Genomic DNA, 18,603 nt, shown 5'->3' with positions numbered 1-18,603 from the left:
CCAGATAGTCGTGCTAACGACCATCTGGTCATATCAGTCTAAGCGGCGTGATTACCGAGCTTGAGCGATTTCCAACTTGATGCTTGCAAAGGTGCGCGGCCAAGGCTTACCGGCCTGAACCTTCGCTGGCATTTTAGTGATGGCGGCTTTTGCAGCATCCGCAGTAGCAAAACTACCATAGGTTACAACGTACAGTGGCTTACCGTTGTACATCTTCTTGAAGTAATGGTACTCGCTGCCATTCTGACTCACAAAAGCCTTGGCATTGCTTTCGGCACTGGTGCCCACAACTTGCAAGGTGTAACGCGAGCCCGCCTGGTCTGCATACCACCCAGTGATATTTTCCGGCTTTGCAGCAGGCGCTGCAGTTTCTGGTTTCGCGGCCTGCGGCTTGGCAGCTGGCTTGGCGGCTTCAGGTGTTTTCACCGGCGTAACAGGCACTTCAGCTGGCACTTGCTCACGGGTATCAACCAGCAAACGCGAATTAGCGTCCGGAGCGGGCTTAGCCTGTGTATCGGCTTGCGGCTCCGTCGCTTCTTGCGCCTGATTATTGCTGACTTCGGTGTCACGAATAACAGGTTGCGACTCCCCAACCAATGGCAAAGGCATTGGTTGGTCAGAACCCGCGAACTCAATTGCCGGGGCGCCAGGATCGCTGCTTTGATTAGCCGTATCGGTTGTGGCCTCGGCAGCAGGTGCCTGCGGCTGAGCATTTTCCACCGGCGCTTGAGACTGTCCCTCAGGCATTGCAGGCTTGTCACGCCCCTGCATCATCCAAGCAACCGCGACACCGACAACCACCACAGCCAATGCCAGCAAGTGCTTGCGCGGTATATTGAACGCGAACCCCGAGCTTTTGCCCGCTGCACGCTTGGCCTGCATGGCATCAACCAGCACTTCACGGGCAGCTAGGTTGATCGCGCCCGGCCAACCTTCGGAGCGCTCATAGATAGTCTCGAGCTGCTCTTCAGTGAAGACTTCCAGCCCTTGCGCTGCACCCTCAAGACGCTGCGCCAGATACTCACGCATGTCCTCTTCGGTGTACGGCTCTAATTCGATGACATGGAAGTGCTCTTCACCGTCAGATACTTGATCAAAGCGAGGCAGCATCGCCGTTTCAGCGAACAGGAATACATGCGGACGCCCCTCAGGGCCGCCTGCTGCCAAAGTCACCAAATTGCGCAAATCGCTGTCACTGAGCTGTTCGGCATCATCAACCAGGACATAAACCTCCTGCCCGGTGATAGCCAACTGACCGACTTGAGCCAATATAGATTGCATATCCGGCTGAGCCACTTGCAGGCCTTGGGCGACCTGGCGTAACACGCCCATGCCTTCACCGGCATTTTGCGTGACGACAACGCTCTGTACCGCCTGCTTATTGGTGCTGGCAACAAGGGCTTGACGCAAAAGCGTCTTACCACTGCCTTGCGGGCCACTCACCGCCAGCAGCAACTGACTGTAACGGGCCAAGTGGTGGAGTTGCCCCAGCACTGGTTTGCGCTGAGCAGGGAAGAACTTGAAACCTGGTACCCGAGCAGCAAATGGGTCATGGCTAAATTGGTAATGGTCGAGGAACGCCTCGTCAGCGTGCAAACTAGTCATGGGACACTCTTTAATTTTTTAGCTGTTCGGCCATCGCTGCATAATCAGCGCTCAGCGTGGCATTTAAAATCTCACGTGGGTACTCACTGGTCACCACCGCTTCGCCCATCTGACGGAGCAGTACTAACCTTAGCTGACCATCAAGCACCTTCTTATCGACAGCCATATGTTCAAGAAAGTGCTCAGGAGTCATCACTTCTGGCGGCACTACGGGCAAACCCGCCGCGATAAACAGACGAATGGCGCGATCACGCTCTGCAGGCTCGATCCACCCCAAGCGCGTCGACATCTCCAGCGCCATGACAGTACCTGCGGCAACAGCCTCACCATGCAACCACACACCATAGCCCATATGGGTCTCTATCGCATGGCCGAAGGTATGCCCAAGGTTAAGCGTCGCCCGTACACCGGACTCTCGCTCATCGGCGGCGACTATACGCGCTTTGGCTGCGCAAGATCGCTCAATTGCTTGCGTCAATGCGCCTTGATCCAATTCCCGCAGTGCACCCATGTTCACCTCAAGCCACTGCAGAAACGGCTCATCGCAAATCAAGCCATACTTGATGACTTCAGCCAAACCTGCGGAAAGCTCGCGCTCGGGCAAAGTCACCAGGCTTTTGGTATCAATCAATACCGCTTGTGGCTGATAGAACGCGCCGACCATATTCTTGCCAAGCGGGTGGTTTATCCCGGTTTTACCGCCCACTGAGGAATCAACCTGCGACAACAAGGTGGTTGGGATTTGAACAAAGTTCACCCCACGCTGGTAACAGGCGGCAGCAAAGCCTGCCATATCACCCACAACCCCTCCACCCAGCGCAACGACGGTCGTACGCCGATCATGCCGCGCCGTTAATAACCCATCAAAAATCTGCTGCAGCACTTCCCAGGTTTTAAAGACTTCGCCGTCCGGCAGAACAACAGCTGTCACGTTAAAACCACTGAGCGCATCCTGCAATGCCTGCAAATATAAGGGCGCAACAGTTTCATTGGTGACGATTGCCACCTGTCGACCTGCAATGTGCTGGGCCAGCAACTGTGGCTGGGCGAGCAGATCTGCACCGATATAAATAGGGTAACTACGCTCACCGAGCTCGACTTGAAGAATTTGCATGCAGCCCCCTGTCAGAAAAGGGCTCTAGGATAGCGCAGTTCTTGCTGCGCTTTAACGGGGAGGAAGCGCTTCTAGTCGATCAAGTATCTCTTGCACAACCATTCGCGGGGGGCGCTCATCGGTTTCGATCACAATATCGGCGATTTCACGGTACAGCGGATCACGTAATGCCAACAAATCGCGCAGGACTTTACCCGGGTCAGGTGCACGCAACAGGGGGCGGTTACGGTCTCGTGCAGTTCGATTGATTTGCTGCTCAACAGAAGCATGCAAATAAACCACCCTACCGCCCTTATACAAGGCAGCACGATTCTCAGGACGCATCACCGCACCACCACCTGTGGCCAGCACCATGCCCTGAGACTCGCATAATTCAACGATTACCGACTGTTCACGCTCACGAAAGCCTTGCTCACCTTCAACATCAAAGATCCAGGGGATATCTGCCCCGGTCCGGTGCTCGATTTCTTTGTCAGAATCTTTAAAGGGTAAACGCAACTCTTTAGCTAACAACCGCCCGATGGTGCTTTTTCCAGCGCCCATCGGGCCAACAAGTATCAGATTTTGCACTTAATCAACGGCTCACCGCGACAGCTTGGGTGTTCATGATGCGCGGCGTGAGGAAGATCAGCAACTCAGATTTTGAATCTTCAACAATATCGCGACGGAACATACGCCCCAAATATGGCAGATCCCCTAAGAAAGGCACCTTATCCACACCTTTGCGTTGCTCATTGGAGAACACACCACCGATCACAATAGTCTCGCCATCCGAGACAAGAACCTTGGCATTCACCTCATTCTTACGGATGGTTGGCGTGCCGTTTACTTGGTTAGCGAAGTCGGGTTCATCCTTGTTCACTTTGACTTCTATAATAATGCGGTTGTCAGGCGTGATCTGCGGGGTCACTTCGAGTGACAGGGCGGCCTCGACGAACTCAGTAGTGGTTGCACCACTTGAACTGGCCTCTTGGTAAGGGATTGAAGACCCTTTCAGGATTTTGGCCGTTTCTTTATCAGCAGTAACTACTTTTGGCTGCGATACCACTTCACCGTTACCGGTCTTTTCCATCGCCGAAAGCTCAAGATCAAGGATTGTATTATCGGTAATAAAACCAATACCAATACCTGCAGTCCGGTTGGCAACACCTAAATCAACAAACGGAAAGTTACCGCTAGCATCCTCTCCAGAGTTTCCGCCTTCGTCACCTTGATCATCGTTTCCGTAGAGATTCCACTTTCCACCGCCAATCACTTTCGCCCCCCCCCAGCGCACACCAAGGCTCTTATCGTAGTCAACATTTGCCTCGACAATTCGTGCCTCAATCATTACCTGGCGTACCGCAACGTCCAACTGAGTGACTACACGACGCAGCTCATCAAGACGCTCTTGGGTTTGATAGGCGATGATGCTATTGGTGCGGTCATCGACGGTAATCGAACCCCGCTCATCTGCACTGCCGTCGGCACTGGTGACCGACTGGAACAACTTGGCCATGTCCGAGGCTTTGGCGTAGTTAACCTGAATCAACTCGCGGCGCAGCGGAGCAAGCTCAGCAATCTGCCTTTGCGATTCCAGCTCTTGACGCTCACGGGCCGCAATTTCGTCAGCAGGCGCTACCAACAACACGTTACCGACTTTGCGCTTGTCCAAGCCTTTGGTTTTCAGTACCAGATCCAGGGCTTGGTCCCATGGCACATTCTGCAAGCGCAGGGTGATATTGCCGGCAACGGTGTCACTGGCTACCAAGTTGAGGTCAGTGAAGTCAGCAATCAGCTGCAGCACTGAACGCACGTCGATGTCCTGGAAGTTCAGCGACAGTTTTTCACCACTGTAGGCAAAGCGCTCAGTCTTGCGCTTTTCAGCGTCATCCTTGGTCAGCGGCTTAATGCTAAGCGTCAGCTTGTTATCGGTTTGAAACGCCAGGTAGTCGTAAAAGCCTGTCGGCTCAATGACGATGCTGGCTTTATCAGCCGAGCCCGTAGCACTGACAAACTGCACAGGGGTAGCAAAGTCTTTTACGTCCAAACGCACGCGCAGGGCTTCAGGCAGCTGGGTTTTGGCGAAATCCAAACGAATCTTGCCACCCTGCTCTTGAATGTCCGGGCTTACAGTTGGGTCAGATAAGGTAATGACCACATTGCCTTCGCCCTGCTCACCGCGCTGGAAGTCGATATTGCTAATCGCTTTGGATTGAGCAACATAGCTTCTGGTTGGCGGTTTTTTATAAGTAGAAGGCACCGGGGCTGGCGCGGCTGCGGTTGTTGCTGCACCTGCGTTAGCACCAACCAGCACAAACAGGTTATTGCCATCAACGCGTGTGCTGTACGGAGCCAAATCTGCCAAATTGATTATCAGGCGCGTGCGATCCTTAGCTTCGACCACCGTCACACTGCGCGCATTACCGACACCCAGCTCGCGGTTTTTAGTCCCCAGCTTGTTGGTCACACCAGGCAGGTCCAGCGCAATCCGCGCGGGCTGCTCGATGGTATAACCACGTGGAGCCGCAACCGGCTCGTCGAAAGTCATTTTCAGTTCAACGCGATCGCCTGGCAACGCATCGACATCAAGCGCTTCGAGATTAGCTGCCATCAGCACAGGCGAAAGCAGAACTCCCAATAAGGAGATACTTAGACGTGTAAGGGAGCTATTCATTCTCAGGTTCCGTTTGGCAGACAGATTATTTTTTTTCATGTTCTCTCCGCTCATTTAAGAGCGCTCCTTGAGGGAGAGGCTTCGCGGCCGTTCAAGCCAGCCACCTTCACCATCTGGAACGATTTCAATCACATCAATTTGCGACTCATTGATAGCGGTGATGCGTCCGTTATTTCGACCGAGGTAATCCCCTACCTTGATTCGATGAACGCCCCCTGCACCACTAACCAAGGCAAACGTGCCGCGATCATTGGACAATGTACCGACCATCTCGAAGACTTCGATATTGAAGCCTTCAAGGAACTGTTTAACTCGCGTCTCGTCAGGCTTGATTTCTTTCGAGCCCTTGGCGCGCTGTACCATTTCAATCTTCACCGGCGGCTGGAATGGACTTCTCAGTGACGCGGCGCTGTAGGTAAAGCTTTCATATGGCTGAAACTTAGGCAGCGGCTCAATAGACCCTTTAGGCCGAGCGCGCACCTCATCCATGTAGGCCTGCAAGTCAGCGAAGTCACTGCTTGAGCCACAGCCACTAAGCGTCAACACCGTTAGGAAAACTGCTAAATGGGTGCGTTTCATTTCTGCACCCCCTTATCGTTATAACGGTAGGTTTTGGCAAGAATCGACATACGCAGCTTGCTCGTTGAGTCTTTGCTCGCTGGGACAAGATCAAAATCATGCAGCGTGACAATACGCGGCAAACTGGCCACACCACTGACAAAGGTGGCCAAGTCGTGATAACTCCCCACTACTTTGATCTGTATCGGCAACTCGATATAAAACTGTTGCGCGACTTCAGGTAGGAGCTTGATTTCTTCGAATTCAAGACCGCTGCCCAAACCGGTGCGGGTAATATCCTCAAGCAAACCCGGCACTTCAGTATCACTTGGCAGCTGTTTGAGCAGCGCACCAAATGAAACCTCCATTTCCTTCATTTGCTCTTTGTAGGCCTCGAGGTTAGCCGCCTGAAAAGCCTTGGATGAAAACTGCTCTTTGAGCGTGACTTCTTCTTGCTGCTTACCCGTAAGCTGGGTTTGCAGGTCTTCCAGGTGGAATTTATAACCGAGCGCCAACACCAACACTAACAACAAGGCGCCAGCAATCACTTTGACTGCAGCCGGCCAAGAGCCAACGTTGTTCAAGTCAAGATCGTTAATATCGATCTGCTTCAAACCATCCAACGATTCTCTCAGGCTCATTTTTTAACTTCCTCGCCATCAAGCTTCGGTTGCGTTTGTTGCACCGTCAGCTGAAATACGTTGGCCTGATCTACCGCACCTGCAGTCACCGCTTTAACTTCAGTCAAGTTCGGCTGGGTTAACCACTCTGAGGCATCGAGATTGCGCATTAAATTCGAGACACGGTTATTGGATTCAGCCGCACCGACAATTGCGATGTTCTTGCCGGTCATTTTAAGCCCGGTAAAGAAAACGCCATCGGGCAGAGTTCTCACTAACTGATCAAAAACCCGGCCAATAATCGGCCGATTGCCTTGCAAGTCCTGAATGATTTTCATCCGCTCAAGTAGTTGCTCGCGGCGCTTTTTTAGCTCACTGATTTCTTTAATCCGGGTATCGAGCACTGCAATCTCTTTGCGCACAAATTCATTACGCGCATTTTGTTGCTCAATCGCACTGCTAAAGTACTGATCACCCAAAAACACTAAGCCTGCAGAAACCGCCAGCACACCGCCGAGCGCAACGAGGAAACGCTGCTTGCGCTCCTCGCGTAACTGCTCTCGCCACGGAAGTAAGTTGATCCGTGCCATTAGTCGAAACTCCTCATCGCCAGACCACAAGCAATCATCAAGGCTGGCGCATCACTCGCAAGCGCCCCCGCATTGACCTTGCTACTTAACGCCATTTCAGCGAATGGATTAGCAACCAAAGTCTGGGTGCCGATCTTCTGCTGAATCAAGCGGTCGAGATCAGGAATCGAAGCCGTGCCTCCGGCTAACAAGATGTAATCAACGTCGTTGTACTGACCCGCAGCGAAGAAGAACTGCAGCGAGCGTGACACTTGCTGCACTACCGCCTGCTTGAACGGCTGCAACACCTCGCTGTCATAGTCGTCTGGAAGGCCGCCTTGCTTTTTCGCAAGACCCGCTTCCTCAACCGACAAACCATAACGGCGCTGAATCTCTTCAGTCAGCTGCTTGCCACCGAACATTTGCTCACGGGTATAAATAGTCTTGCCGTTATGCAAAACACTCAACGTGGTCATTGTTGCGCCGATATCGACAACCGCGACGGTCAGGTCATCATCGCCAGCACCCAATTGCTCCGCGAGCAGGGCAAAAGAACGCTCGAGCGCATACGCCTCAACGTCCACCACCTTGGCGGTCAGACCAGCAAGCGCCAACGCTGCTTCACGCACCTCGACATTCTCTTTGCGGCATGCCGCCAGCAAGACTTCGACACGCTCAGCATTACGCGGCGACAGCCCTTGCACCTCGAAGTCGATAGCAACTTCTTCGAGTGGATAAGGAATGTACTGGTCCGCTTCAATCTTCAACTGATTCTCAAGATCATCATCAGAAAGCCCGGCTTCCATCTCGATGGTCTTGGTAATCACCGCAGAGCCTGCGACGGCAACCGCCACAGTTTTAACGCCCGTCTTGGCTTTAGAAAGTACGCGCGTAAGTGCTTGGCCGACCCCTTCCATCTCGGCGATGTTTTTTTCAACTACAGCATTAGGTGGGAGCGGCTCAACAGCGTAGGCCTCTACTTTGTAGCGGCCTCCTGAGCAACTCAACTCGAGGAGCTTTACTGAAGTCGAACTGATATCAATCCCCAGCAGCGTATTCGCTTTCTTATTGAAGAGCCCTAGCACGACCGATTTCCTATTGGCATCCGTTACTTACGGACTATTTATGTTTTTCTACATTAAATAACAGTCTTGACAGAAGCGCAAATGGCTCCCAGTGGAAAAAAACGCTTATAATGTGATCGGTTTTTTCCTTTTTGCTTTGTCTTGTTCTTAACTCATTCTTTTATCTGGAAATCCAAAAATCTTGATGCGTTTGCTGAAATTCTTTGCATGGTCCTGTGTCGCCATTTTTTGTGGCCTATTACTCAGTTTAAGTGGGGCTTTCCTCTACCTAAGCCCGAGCCTGCCCTCTGTCGACTCCTTGCGTAGCATCCAGCTGCAAATACCTTTAAGAGTATTTAGCAGCGACGGAAAGCTGATCGCCGAGTTTGGTGAGATGCGTCGCTCCCCCATCGAATTCAAAGATATTCCGCCGGACTTTATCAATGCCCTGTTGGCGGCTGAAGACGACAACTTCGAGAACCATTATGGCGTTGACCCGAGTAGTTTGATGCGCGCTGCCACGCAAATTTTAAAAAGTGGCCAAATTCAAACGGGTGGTAGCACTATCACCATGCAGGTAGCCAAGAACTACTTCCTCACTAATGAGCGTAGCTTTTCGCGGAAAATCACCGAAATCCTCTTGGCCCTGCAAATAGAACGCGAACTGAGCAAAAACGAAATTCTCGAACTGTACGTCAATAAAATTTACCTTGGCCAACGCGCGTACGGTATCGAAGCCGCATCACAGGTTTATTACGGCAAACCGATTGGCGAGCTGACGCTCTCACAACTGGCGATGATTGCCGGACTCCCCAAAGCCCCGTCGCGCTACAACCCCCTGGTTAACCCAACCCGCGCCAAGGAACGCCGCGACTGGATCCTTGGTCGCCTGCGCCTGCTCGGAAAAATCGATGAAGAACGCTATCAAGCGGCACTCGCAGAGCCGGTAAATGCAAGCTATCACGTCGCCACCCCAGACCTTGCCGCACCTTATATTGCAGAGATGGCCCGCGCCGAGATGGTCGGACGCTACGGCAGTGAGGCTTACACCGAAGGCTTTAACGTCTACACCACAGTCCCTAGCGACCTCCAATTAACAGCCAACGATGCCGTGCGCAGCGGTTTGCTGTCTTACGACCAACGCCACGGCTATCGCGGCCCAGAAAGCCGCCTGCCAGGCATGACCAAAGAAACCTGGATCGCCGAGCTGGCAAAGAAGCCATCCCTTGGCGGACTTGAACCCGCAATTGTCACGCAAGTTGAGAAAAGCGGAATTCTGGTGCTGACCCGCGACGGCAAAGAAGAAGCCGTCAACTGGGAAAGCATGAAGTGGGCGCGCCCCTTCCTTAATACCAACAGCATGGGTCCACGCCCTAAACAACCAAGTGACGTTGCTCAGGTTGGCGATCTTATCCGCGTACAACGCGCCGAAGACGGCAATCTCAACTTTGTACAACTACCTGCGGCCCAAGGCGCACTGGTTTCTCTTGATCCCAAAAACGGTGCCATCCTCGCATTGGTAGGCGGCTTCTCATTTGAGCAAAGCAACTACAACCGCGCAGTGCAGGCCAAACGTCAGCCGGGTTCGAGCTTCAAACCTTTTGTTTACAGCGCCGCATTAGACAAAGGCTATACCGCTGCAACCCTGGTCAATGACGCGCCAATTGTCTTCGCCAACAGTAATACCGATGAAGTCTGGCGCCCAAAGAACGACAACAACACCTTCCTCGGCCCAATACGCTTGCGCGTCGCACTGTATAAGTCACGCAATCTGGTTTCGATCCGCTTACTCCAGGCGATTGGTGTCGAGTACGCCCGCAACTACGCCACCAAGTTCGGTTTCAACAAACAAGACCTGCCGCCCAACTTGTCCCTGGCCCTTGGCACCGCCGACTTAACGCCAATGGAAATCGCCACAGGCTGGACGACATTCGCCAATGGCGGCTACAAGACCCAACCCTACTTGATCCAGAAGATCGATGACCGCCACGGCAAAACCGTTTTTCTCGCCAACCCACCGTCAGTCCCGAGCGTAGAGCCCACTGAAGAAGAGCAAAAACAAGAGCTCGCCGAAGACACCGCAACACAGGCAGCACCTGAAGCCCCGGCATTGGACACAGGCCTTGTGGCGCAAGCCGGAACCACCGACCCGGAGCAGCCTGTCGAGCCTGCAGTCGCTAAGCGGATCATTGATGCACGCACCGCTTACATCATGACCAGCATGCTCCAGGACGTGATCAAACGCGGAACCGGGCGTCGCGCACTGGCACTGGGTCGTGATGATCTTTCTGGAAAAACCGGTACAACTAACGAGTCGAAAGACAGCTGGTTCTCAGGCTACAACGCCGATTACGTAACGACTGTATGGACTGGCTTTGATCAGCCCGAAAGCCTTGGCCGCCACGAGTTTGGTGGCACAGTGGCCCTGCCGATTTGGATGAAATACATGGGCGCAGTGCTTAAGGACAAGCCAAGCCACCCGCCAAAAGAGCCACCGGGCATATTGACGCTGCGCATCGACCCATTCAGTGGCCGAACCGCTGCACCCGGCACGCCTGACGCTTACTTTGAGCTGTTCAAGAATGAAGATACGCCGCCATCAATGGGCGAGATTGATCCTAACCTTGGCGTACCAGGCAGCCCACTGCCCGCTGACGACTCAGCACCGATGGACCTGTTCTAGCGAGGTGCGTGATGGGTGATCGCCCCCACCCAAAACGCAATCTCTCGCAGGGTGCGGCAACGCGATGCTTGCCCACCGCGACTGACTCGGCCATTCGCAGCAGTCCCAATGGGTGGATGATAAAAGCGCCATCCCCTTACACTGGACACAAAAAACCCGCCGAAGCGGGTTTTTTTTAATGCCACAGGCTTAGCCTTTGAACACGTCATCCACTGATTGCAGCGGATAATGCGCCGGGTAAGGCAGTGTCGCCACACCGCTCTCGATTGCAGCCTTAGCGACAGCATCAGAGATCAGGGTGATCAAGCGAGCGTCCATTGGCTTCGGAATGATGTATTCGCGACCAAAGGACAGCTCGATACCGCCGTAGGCATCGCAGACTTCCTGAGGCACCGGCAGCTTGGCAATTTCACGCAATGCATTGGCAGCGGCGATCTTCATTTCTTCGTTGATGCGTGTGGCGCGAACGTCCAGAGCACCGCGGAAGATGAATGGGAAGCCCAGCACGTTGTTGACCTGGTTTGGATAATCCGAACGACCCGTCGCCATGATTACGTCGCTACGAGTAGCGTGGGCCAACTCAGGCTTAATTTCGGGGTCTGGGTTCGAACATGCAAAGACGATCGGGTTAGGCGCCATACGGAGCAAACCTTCAGGGCTGAGCAGGTTAGCACCGGAGAGACCGACAAATACGTCAGCACCGTCTAGCGCGTCATCCAGGGTACGCTTGTCAGTTTCGCTGGCGAAAACAGCCTTGTACTGATTGAGGTCGTCACGGCCTGCGTGGATAACCCCTTTACGGTCGATCATGTAGATGTTTTCGACCTTAGCACCCATGCTCACCAGCAACTTCATGCAGGAAATCGCAGCAGCACCACCGCCGAGGCAAACAATTTTTGCGTCCTCAACAGTCTTGCCAGCAATTTCCAGCGCATTGAGCATGCCAGCAGCCGTTACGATTGCGGTGCCGTGCTGATCATCGTGGAAAACTGGAATGTCGCACTGTTCGATCAACGCACGCTCAATCTCAAAGCACTCAGGGGCTTTAATGTCTTCGAGGTTGATACCGCCGAAGGTGATAGAGATGCGCTTAACAGTGTCGATAAATGCTTGTGGGCTTTCAGAATCGACTTCGATATCGAATACATCGATACCGGCGAAACGCTTGAACAGTACGCCCTTACCTTCCATCACAGGCTTGGAAGCCAATGGCCCCAGGTTACCAAGGCCAAGAATTGCGGTGCCATCAGAGATGACCGCAACCAGATTGCCCTTACCGGTGTACTGGTAAGCCAGTTCAGGGTCGCGGGCAATTTCACGTACAGGCTCGGCAACACCGGGACTGTAGGCGAGGGACAAATCACGGGCTGTTGCAGTTGGCTTAGTCAGCTCTACGCTCAGCTTACCCGGACGTGGTTGGGCATGATATTCGAGAGCGGCAGTTTTCAAATCAGACATATCGGCGTTCCGCTTTTTTGGACTGTTAATGCAGACCGCCGAGGATACGCAAATTGTATACAGGTGCACAAGACTGTTCGGTCAGCCTTGGCACTCAATACCCATAGACTGCCTATTCGCAGCGGTTCAATAGCCCATTGAACCCCATCGTTAGTGAGGCAGCACCCGCAACATCGATTCATGCCCCAAGGTCAGCATCCATCGTGCTTGTTGCCGGGCAGATGTCGAATGCCTCGCACGATCGACCACCCAACCTCGCGCCTCAACAGAACGCCCGACTAACGCTTGCCCATGGGCTCGGATAAATTCATCGGCCTGATCCAGCGGCACTCTCAGCACCAGCGATCCATCCATCTCCAGCCACAGCCCGCCACGATTGCGCTGCACGCGCTTAACAACCCCACGCAGCAATGCGAAACCGCCAGCATTCAGTGCCTGCACGGCAATGACCGGGGAAGTACGCCAGAGACCAAGCTTAGCCATTCGGGCTGACTGCTCGGCGGATTGCAGGCAGTGACGCAACGCCAGGTTAGGGGCCACGGCCACCCAATAACCGAGCCCCTCAGCCAGCAACTGCGCCTCCAGACTCCGGCCCCGGGCATCAAAAACATGGGCCAGTGTACGCCCATAGCGATCCTTGGCATCGACACCCAGTTGCACACTGACCTTGCCGTCATTGGCTGCGACCAAAGCACTGAGACGGCGTTTGGCCTGCTCAGCATAGGCTTGAATGGGGCGTCCTTTGGTGGCCATCTCAGGCGCATTGATGCCAACCAAGCGCACCCGACGACCATCAACCAGGCGCAGCGTGTCACCATCGACAACCCGACTGACTGCCACCACCGATCCCGCAACCGGAGCAGAGCACAGCGCCTGCGCGGGCAAAAGGTAAAACCCAGAAACAAAAAAGGCGCCCACTAGGGACGCCTTTTTTAGTTTCGACAAGAGTGCCATCTGGCGGCCCTTGAAGATTCGGCCACTTACTTGGCGCCGAAAACACCGAAACGCTGCTTGAAGCGGTCGATACGGCCGCCAGCGTCGAGGACTTTCTGCTTACCAGTGTAGAACGGGTGGCACTCAGAGCAAACGTCCAGGCTCAGTGGCTTAGCCAGAGTCGAACGAGTCTTGATAACGTTACCGCAGCTGCAAGTAGCTTCGATAGCGACGTATTCTGGATGGATATCGGCTTTCATCGTGTATTCCTCAATAATGTGTGCCGCCACCTAACCGGATGTCAGGTACCGCACGAACGGGTTGCGGACTATACCAGACCTTGAAACCCACGCAAGCAGTGTAAAGTACCGGCTGTCGTTTGATCACATGCTAATATTCGCCTCCTTCTCACCGGGAGCCTGTGTGTGACCGACGCTATTTTGCGCCTCGCATTGCCTTCGCCACTGCGCCGACTATTCGACTACCTGCCGCCTGCAGGCATCCCCCTTGATGCTTTGCAGCCGGGTGCTCGGCTACGGGTGCCATTCGGTCGGCGCGAGATGGTGGGCATTCTGGTTGAAATCACACGCCATAGCGACGTCCCTGCCGACAAGCTGAAACCGGCTCTGGAACTGCTCGACCCTCAATCACCGCTACCGGCTCCATTTTTCAAGTTTTGCCTGTGGACCGCACAATATTATCAGCACAGCTTGGGCGACACCTTTAGCTGGGCGCTGCCGATTTTACTGCGTCAAGGTGAACCGGCTCAGGCGCGACAGGAGCGCTTTTGGCTGGCCAATGAAGGCGCCAGCGTCGACGACCCACGCCTCAGTCGCGCGCCGCGCCAGCGCGACGCATTAAAGACCATCGCCCAACACCCCCATGGCGTAGCGCACGGTTTACTCAGCCAACTGCAACTGAATAAAGACAGCCTTGAGTTGCTCCGTGAAAAGGACTTGGTGCGCCTCGAGGTGCGTCGCCACGCGGCCCATCCACGACCAAGCAACTGGTTGGCACAACCTGAGCTGACCTTAAACCCAGAACAAAGCGCAGCCACCACCACGATTCGTTCTGGGCTCGGCAGCTTCAATACCTATTTGCTAGCAGGCGTGACCGGCAGTGGAAAGACCGAAGTCTATTTACAGCTTATTCGCGAAACCTTGGAAGCAGGAAAGCAAGCACTGATACTGATCCCAGAGATCAATTTAGGCCCGCAAACCCTGGAGCGCTTCGAGCGTCGTTTTAACGCCCGCATCGCGTTACTGCACTCGGCTGTCAACGACCGCGACCGGCTCGATGCATGGCTGGCGGCGCGCGATGGTGAGGCCGACATCATCATTGGCACTCGCTCAGCGCTATTCACTCCGATGAAAAACCCCGGACTGATCATCATCGATGAAGAGCACGACGCCTCCTATAAACAGCAAGAAGGCCTGCGCTACCACGCCCGCGACTTAGCCATCGTCCGCGCCCACCAAGAGAACATCCCGATAGTGCTCGGCTCCGCCACGCCATCGCTGGAAAGCCTGCACAATGCCAACATGGGCCGCTATGCCCTGCTGCGCCTCAACCAGCGCGCAGGAGGAGCCAAAGCGCCGAAGTTTCTACGCCTGGATGTAAAGAGCTTGCCGCTGGACTCGGGAATTTCCGGCCCCATGCAGCAAGCCATCCGTAAAACCCTGGAGGCCGGCCAGCAGGTTTTGGTGTTTCTCAATCGCCGTGGCTTTGCCCCGACCTTGCTCTGCCATGACTGCGGCTGGCTTAGCGAGTGCCCGCGCTGCGATGCCCGCATGACAGTCCATCAACGCTCACGAGAACTTCGCTGTCACCACTGCGGCCATAGCGAGCGCCAGCCGCACAACTGTCCGAAATGCAAAAGCGTTGATTTACGCCCGGTCGGCGCTGGCACTGAACGTGCCGAAGAGCGTTTAGAAATCCTCTTCCCTGATGTACCCGTCTTGCGGGTCGACCGCGATAGCACCTCGCGCAAAGATGCCATGAGCAACCTATTCAATACCGTACAAAAAGGTGAGCCCTGTATTCTGGTCGGCACCCAGATGCTCGCCAAAGGACATCACTTCCCACGCGTGACCTTGGTTGCCATTCTTGACGCCGACGGCGGGTTGTTCTCGGCAGACTTCCGCGCCAGCGAGCGCATGGCCCAGTTGATCGTTCAGGTTGCAGGTCGTGCAGGTCGCGCCGAAGAACCAGGCAAGGTGATTATCCAAAGCCATCTTGCCGACCACCCGCTATTGGTACAACTCACCGAACAGGGCTACTTCGCCTTCGCCGAACAAGCCCTTAGTGAACGCCGCAGCGCTGGCTTACCTCCCTTTTGTCACTTGGCACTGCTGCGCGCCGAGGCGCATAAACCAGGCCAGGCAGAAGGGTTTCTCGATCAGGCGTGCACCGAGGCAGAGTTGCAACTTGAAGAACTGCAACTGGGAGGTATCGAGTTACTTGGCCCGGTGCCTGCGCCGATGGAGCGCCGTGCTGGACGATATCGCGCTCAACTGCTGATTCAAAGTAATGCCCGCGCTCCGCTACACCGCTTGCTTAATAGCTGGCTCAATGCACTTGAGCAAATGCCCAGTGGCCGTTCAGTACGCTGGTCACTGGATGTCGACCCAATCGACTTGTTTTAATCGGCAAGCCTTAGGTTTCAGGGCAGTAGAGTGAGGTTTTAACCACCATTCAGAGCTTTGCTCTTGATGCGGCCCCCTCAAGCTGCCGATAATGTACAGTTTTCAACCAGTGCCCCACGCGCAGCCGCGCCAGATCGGCCGACAGAGCAGACCATGAAAGACAGCATTCGCCACCTGATCCAACAAGCCCTGACCGTCCTCACTGCTGAAGGCGTGCTGCCTGAAGGCTTGACCCCGACGATTCAGGTGGAGAACACCAAAGACAAAAGCAACGGTGACTTCGCCAGCAATATCGCCATGATGCTGGCCAAACCTGCGCGCATGAAACCGCGTGACCTGGCCGAAAAACTGGTTGCAGCGCTTCCTGCTGACCCGCAAATCAACAAGGTCGAAATCGCCGGTCCCGGCTTTCTGAACTTTTATCAGAACAACGCCGCATTGGCTCAGCGCCTTGAAGCTGCACTGGCCGACCCTCGCCTGAATGTACGTAAAGCCGGTGCAAGCCAGCGGGTTGTCATTGACCTGTCCTCGCCGAACCTGGCCAAAGAGATGCACGTCGGGCACCTGCGCTCGACCATTATTGGTGACGCGGTTGCACGGGTGCTTGAGTTCCTTGGCGATGACGTCATCCGGCAAAACCATGTGGGCGACTGGGGCACCCAGTTCGGCATGCTGCTGGCCTATATGGAAGAAAACCCAGAGGCTGCGAAAAGTGAATTATCCGACCTCGAAGTGTTCTACCGCGCGGCGAAAAAACGCTTCGATGACTCTGAAGACTTTGCCAGCCGGGCCCGTGAGTTAGTGGTTGCACTGCAAGCGGGTGAGCCCGAGTGCATGCGCCTGTGGCACCGCTTCAATGAGATCTCTCTGAGCCATTGCCAGAAGGCCTATGATCGCCTAAACGTTAAACTGACGCCTGCCGATGTGCGCGGCGAGAGCGCTTACAACGACGATCTCGCTCAGGTTGTAACAGACCTGCACGCTAAAGGCCTGCTCAGTGAGAGCGAAGGTGCTAAGTGCGTGTTTCTCGATGAGTTCAAAAACGCTGAAGGCAATCCTCTGCCAGTAATTGTGCAAAAAGCCGGTGGCGGCTACCTGTATTCAACCACTGACCTTGCGGCCATGCGGTATCGCAGCCAAACCTTGAAGGCCGATCGTGCGCTGTACTTTGTTGATCAACGTCAAGCACTGCACTTTCAGATGACCTTTGAAGTGGCACGCCGCGCCGAATTCGTTGCCCCACAGATGCAACTCGAACACATGGGCTTTGGCACCATGAACGGCGCTGACGGCCGCCCATTCAAAACCCGCGATGGCGGCACGGTAAAGCTGATCGACCTGCTCGACGAGGCCGAGGAACGCGCCTATCAACTGGTCAAAGCGAAAAACCCGGACATCGGCGAGGATGAACTGCGCAGCATCGCCCACGCAGTTGGCATTGGCGCAGTCAAATATGCTGACCTGTCGAAGCACCGCACCAGCGACTACAGCTTCAATTTCGAGCTCATGCTCAGCTTCGAAGGCAACACCGCCCCTTATTTGCTCTACGCCTATACGCGGGTCGCCAGCGTGTTGCGCAAGCTGGGTAAATCCTTCGAGGAAATCAAAGGCCCGCTGGATCTCCAAGCGCCACAAGAAATTGAACTGGCAGGCAAACTTGCCCAGTTCGCAGAAGTGCTCAACAGCGTCGCAGACAAAGGCACTCCGCATATTCTGTGCACCTACCTTTATGATGTCGCCGGTTTGTTCTCAAGCTTCTACGAGCACTGCCCGATCATCAACGCTGAAAATCCGCAACTTCAGCAAAGCCGTCTGCGATTAGCAGCGCTGAGCGGTCGCACACTCAAACAAGGTCTGCAATTGCTCGGCCTGGAAACATTGGAGCGTATGTAAGTGGCAGCCCGTAAAAAACCGGCCCCTAAACGCGGAGCCAGTCGTTACAAAGCACCTGCTAAAAAGCCTATTCCAGGATGGATCTGGCTTGCCTGTGGCTTGGCCATTGGCGTATTTGTGATGCTGCTGATGAACCTTAAGCCCGGCAGTGGCGAGGTGCAACGTGATCGCATGGAGCAAGCACGCGACACAAAAACGGCTAAACCTGCGACCAAGCCTGAAGCCAACAAGCCTAAGTATGACTTCTATACCTTGCTACCTGAGTCAGAAGTCATAGTCCCGCCTGAAGCCGTGCCGCCAGGCAAGCCTGAGCAGAAACCGGTAACCCCAGCAGAAGCGGCAAAGATAGATGCAGCACGTGCCGAGGCGGCATTGAAAGGCGAAACACCGCCACCGCCACCGGTTGTTGCGCAAGTTGCGCCGGTGACCACTCAGTTCTTCTTGCAGGCGGGCTCGTTCCGGCGCAAGGACGACGCTGAAAGCGTTCGTGCGCAAATCACCCTGCTCGGCCAGAGCGTGCGCGTCGAGGCTGGCACAGTCAAAGACGAAACCTGGCACCGGGTGCTGGTTGGCCCGTTTTCGACACGCGAGCAACTGGCTGCGTCGCAAAAAACCTTGGCCGCCAACGGTTTTAGTAACCTGTTACTGCAACAGCGTCAGACTAACTAAGACGGCTTATGACCGGCTCGCACCGAGCCGGTCAGCAATTTTCTGTAACGCCCTCAACACCCATTTCAACGAAAATCCCCCCGCCTCGGTTGAAAACCACGCATCGCCCCCCCATTTGTTTCTACATTGGGCATTT

15 protein-coding genes are annotated in these 18,603 nt (G+C 54.6%); 4 read left to right on the top strand and 11 right to left on the bottom strand.

Features of this window, described 5'->3' with window-relative positions:
* Nucleotides 1–51: 51 nt before the first annotated feature.
* The 8 genes from ACIGCM_RS07665 to ACIGCM_RS07630 are packed head-to-tail and all read right to left on the bottom strand — an operon-like array spanning nt 52 to nt 8,207.
* Nucleotides 52–1,605 (bottom strand): SPOR domain-containing protein, encoded by a 1,554-nt coding sequence (locus ACIGCM_RS07665; protein ID WP_397501450.1) that lies wholly within the window; start codon nt 1,603–1,605, stop codon nt 52–54.
* A 10-nt stretch (nt 1,606–1,615) separates the two neighbouring features.
* The gene (gene aroB / locus ACIGCM_RS07660) at nt 1,616–2,719 is read right to left on the bottom strand and encodes a 3-dehydroquinate synthase (protein WP_397501449.1); all 1,104 of its coding nucleotides are present in this window, start codon (nt 2,717–2,719) and stop codon (nt 1,616–1,618) included.
* Between the two features lie 51 nt (nt 2,720–2,770).
* On the bottom strand, nt 2,771–3,289 hold the full coding sequence (gene aroK, locus ACIGCM_RS07655) for a shikimate kinase AroK (RefSeq protein ID WP_397501448.1): 519 nt from the start codon (nt 3,287–3,289) through the stop codon (nt 2,771–2,773).
* A gap of 4 nt (nt 3,290–3,293) precedes the next feature.
* Nucleotides 3,294–5,375 (bottom strand): type IV pilus secretin PilQ, encoded by a 2,082-nt coding sequence (gene pilQ, locus ACIGCM_RS07650; RefSeq protein ID WP_397501447.1) that lies wholly within the window; start codon nt 5,373–5,375, stop codon nt 3,294–3,296.
* 54 nt (nt 5,376–5,429) lie between these two features.
* Complete coding sequence (pilP, locus tag ACIGCM_RS07645) at nt 5,430–5,954, bottom strand: type 4a pilus biogenesis lipoprotein PilP (RefSeq protein WP_397501446.1); 525 nt, start codon at nt 5,952–5,954, stop codon at nt 5,430–5,432.
* Nucleotides 5,951–6,574: a type 4a pilus biogenesis protein PilO gene (gene pilO, locus ACIGCM_RS07640; RefSeq protein ID WP_397501445.1), complete on the bottom strand. Its 624-nt coding sequence runs from the start codon at nt 6,572–6,574 to the stop codon at nt 5,951–5,953. The genes pilP and pilO overlap by 4 nt, the downstream gene beginning before the upstream one ends.
* On the bottom strand, nt 6,571–7,143 hold the full coding sequence (gene pilN, locus ACIGCM_RS07635) for a type 4a pilus biogenesis protein PilN (protein ID WP_397501444.1): 573 nt from the start codon (nt 7,141–7,143) through the stop codon (nt 6,571–6,573). The genes pilO and pilN overlap by 4 nt, the downstream gene beginning before the upstream one ends.
* Nucleotides 7,143–8,207, bottom strand: a complete 1,065-nt coding sequence (locus tag ACIGCM_RS07630; protein WP_397501443.1) for a pilus assembly protein PilM — start codon at nt 8,205–8,207, stop codon at nt 7,143–7,145. The genes pilN and ACIGCM_RS07630 overlap by 1 nt, the downstream gene beginning before the upstream one ends.
* A 181-nt stretch (nt 8,208–8,388) precedes the next feature.
* Between ACIGCM_RS07630 and ACIGCM_RS07625 the strand changes: the two genes are divergently transcribed.
* Nucleotides 8,389–10,869 (top strand): penicillin-binding protein 1A, encoded by a 2,481-nt coding sequence (locus ACIGCM_RS07625; protein WP_397501442.1) that lies wholly within the window; start codon nt 8,389–8,391, stop codon nt 10,867–10,869.
* A 189-nt stretch (nt 10,870–11,058) separates the two neighbouring features.
* Here the strand turns inward: ACIGCM_RS07625 and ACIGCM_RS07620 are convergent, their stop codons facing one another.
* From ACIGCM_RS07620 to rpmE, 3 genes are all read right to left on the bottom strand, one after another.
* Nucleotides 11,059–12,327 (bottom strand): malic enzyme-like NAD(P)-binding protein, encoded by a 1,269-nt coding sequence (locus tag ACIGCM_RS07620; protein WP_397501441.1) that lies wholly within the window; start codon nt 12,325–12,327, stop codon nt 11,059–11,061.
* Between the two features lie 150 nt (nt 12,328–12,477).
* Nucleotides 12,478–13,281, bottom strand: a complete 804-nt coding sequence (locus ACIGCM_RS07615) for a thermonuclease family protein (RefSeq protein WP_397501440.1) — start codon at nt 13,279–13,281, stop codon at nt 12,478–12,480.
* 26 nt (nt 13,282–13,307) lie between these two features.
* On the bottom strand, nt 13,308–13,520 hold the full coding sequence (gene rpmE, locus ACIGCM_RS07610; RefSeq protein ID WP_339487007.1) for a 50S ribosomal protein L31: 213 nt from the start codon (nt 13,518–13,520) through the stop codon (nt 13,308–13,310).
* 165 nt (nt 13,521–13,685) lie between these two features.
* Here rpmE and ACIGCM_RS07605 point away from each other — a divergent pair, with 165 nt between their 5' ends.
* The 3 genes from ACIGCM_RS07605 to ACIGCM_RS07595 all read left to right on the top strand — a co-directional run bounded on the left by ACIGCM_RS07605 (nt 13,686) and on the right by ACIGCM_RS07595 (nt 18,467).
* Nucleotides 13,686–15,905, top strand: coding sequence for a primosomal protein N' (locus ACIGCM_RS07605; RefSeq protein WP_397501439.1), 2,220 nt, complete (start codon nt 13,686–13,688; stop codon nt 15,903–15,905).
* Between the two features lie 153 nt (nt 15,906–16,058).
* Nucleotides 16,059–17,798, top strand: coding sequence for an arginine--tRNA ligase (gene argS, locus ACIGCM_RS07600; RefSeq protein WP_397501438.1), 1,740 nt, complete (start codon nt 16,059–16,061; stop codon nt 17,796–17,798).
* Nucleotides 17,799–18,467: an SPOR domain-containing protein gene (locus tag ACIGCM_RS07595; protein WP_397501437.1), complete on the top strand. Its 669-nt coding sequence runs from the start codon at nt 17,799–17,801 to the stop codon at nt 18,465–18,467.
* Nucleotides 18,468–18,603: the final 136 nt, after the last annotated feature.

It is taken from the genome of Pseudomonas sp. NPDC078700, assembly GCF_044542375.1.
GTDB lineage: Bacteria > Pseudomonadota > Gammaproteobacteria > Pseudomonadales > Pseudomonadaceae > Aquipseudomonas.
Note: the sequence above shows the minus strand (reverse complement) of the source record. Positions and strands in the feature narration are given on the sequence as shown.

Coding starts and splice junctions, on each gene's coding strand:
- pilN (WP_397501444.1), bottom strand. CDS start 7,143: ATGGCACGGATCAACTTACTTCCGTGGCGAGAGCAGTTACGCGAGGAG.
- argS (WP_397501438.1), top strand. CDS start 16,059: ATGAAAGACAGCATTCGCCACCTGATCCAACAAGCCCTGACCGTCCTC.
- rpmE (WP_339487007.1), bottom strand. CDS start 13,520: ATGAAAGCCGATATCCATCCAGAATACGTCGCTATCGAAGCTACTTGC.
- pilO (WP_397501445.1), bottom strand. CDS start 6,574: ATGAGCCTGAGAGAATCGTTGGATGGTTTGAAGCAGATCGATATTAAC.
- pilQ (WP_397501447.1), bottom strand. CDS start 5,375: ATGAATAGCTCCCTTACACGTCTAAGTATCTCCTTATTGGGAGTTCTG.
- ACIGCM_RS07620 (WP_397501441.1), bottom strand. CDS start 12,327: ATGTCTGATTTGAAAACTGCCGCTCTCGAATATCATGCCCAACCACGT.
- ACIGCM_RS07665 (WP_397501450.1), bottom strand. CDS start 1,605: ATGACTAGTTTGCACGCTGACGAGGCGTTCCTCGACCATTACCAATTT.
- aroB (WP_397501449.1), bottom strand. CDS start 2,719: ATGCAAATTCTTCAAGTCGAGCTCGGTGAGCGTAGTTACCCTATTTAT.
- pilP (WP_397501446.1), bottom strand. CDS start 5,954: ATGAAACGCACCCATTTAGCAGTTTTCCTAACGGTGTTGACGCTTAGT.
- ACIGCM_RS07615 (WP_397501440.1), bottom strand. CDS start 13,281: ATGGCACTCTTGTCGAAACTAAAAAAGGCGTCCCTAGTGGGCGCCTTT.